Here is a 569-nt window from a genome sequence, read left to right on the forward strand (position 1 = left end):
GGCGCGGTGCTGCTCGGCATTGTCTACGGCTACCTGCCGCTGATGATCCTGCCGATCTATGTCAGCCTGGAACGGCTCGACCGGCGCCTGCTGGAAGCCTCCGCCGATCTCGGCGCGACGCCCGTGTCCACCTTCCTCGGCGTGACGCTCAGGCTGTCGCTGCCAGGCGTCATGACCGGCTTCTCGCTGGTGATGATACTTTTGCTCGGCGAATACCTGATCCCGACGCTGCTCGGCGGCGGCAAGGTGTTCTTCATCGGCAACGCGCTGGTCGACCTTTTCCTGCAGTCGCGCAACTGGCCGTTCGGATCGGCCATCGCCATCACGCTGGTGCTGGTCTCGGTGGTGGTGCTGATCGTCGCCAACCGCATCTCGACCCGGCTTTCGGGTGCGCGCCGGGTGGACCTGATCTGATGCGCGCCTTCGTCGTCGCCGTCTTCGCCTTCCTCTATCTGCCGATCGCGCTGGTCGTGCTGTTCTCCTTCAATGCCGGCCAGCACGCCAGCGAGTTCACTGGCTTCTCCGTGCAATGGTACGGCAAGGCGCTGTCGAACCCGTTCCTGGTCGAG

General features: G+C 64.7%; 1 protein-coding gene and 1 pseudogene. Both read left to right on the forward strand.

All coding sequences use genetic code 11. The annotated features are described in order from the left end of the window. Positions 1-414, forward strand: a 414-nt coding sequence (locus EN852_RS34745; protein WP_135879588.1) for an ABC transporter permease subunit, incomplete at its 5' end; no start/stop codon positions are given. Beyond that, positions 414-569, forward strand: a pseudogene (locus EN852_RS42735) (ABC transporter permease); the annotation flags it as partial. The gene EN852_RS34745 and the pseudogene EN852_RS42735, both read left to right, overlap by 1 nt.

The sequence above is a fragment of the Mesorhizobium sp. M2E.F.Ca.ET.209.01.1.1 genome (genome assembly GCF_004010375.2).
In the GTDB taxonomy this organism is placed as follows: Bacteria; Pseudomonadota; Alphaproteobacteria; order Rhizobiales; family Rhizobiaceae; genus Mesorhizobium.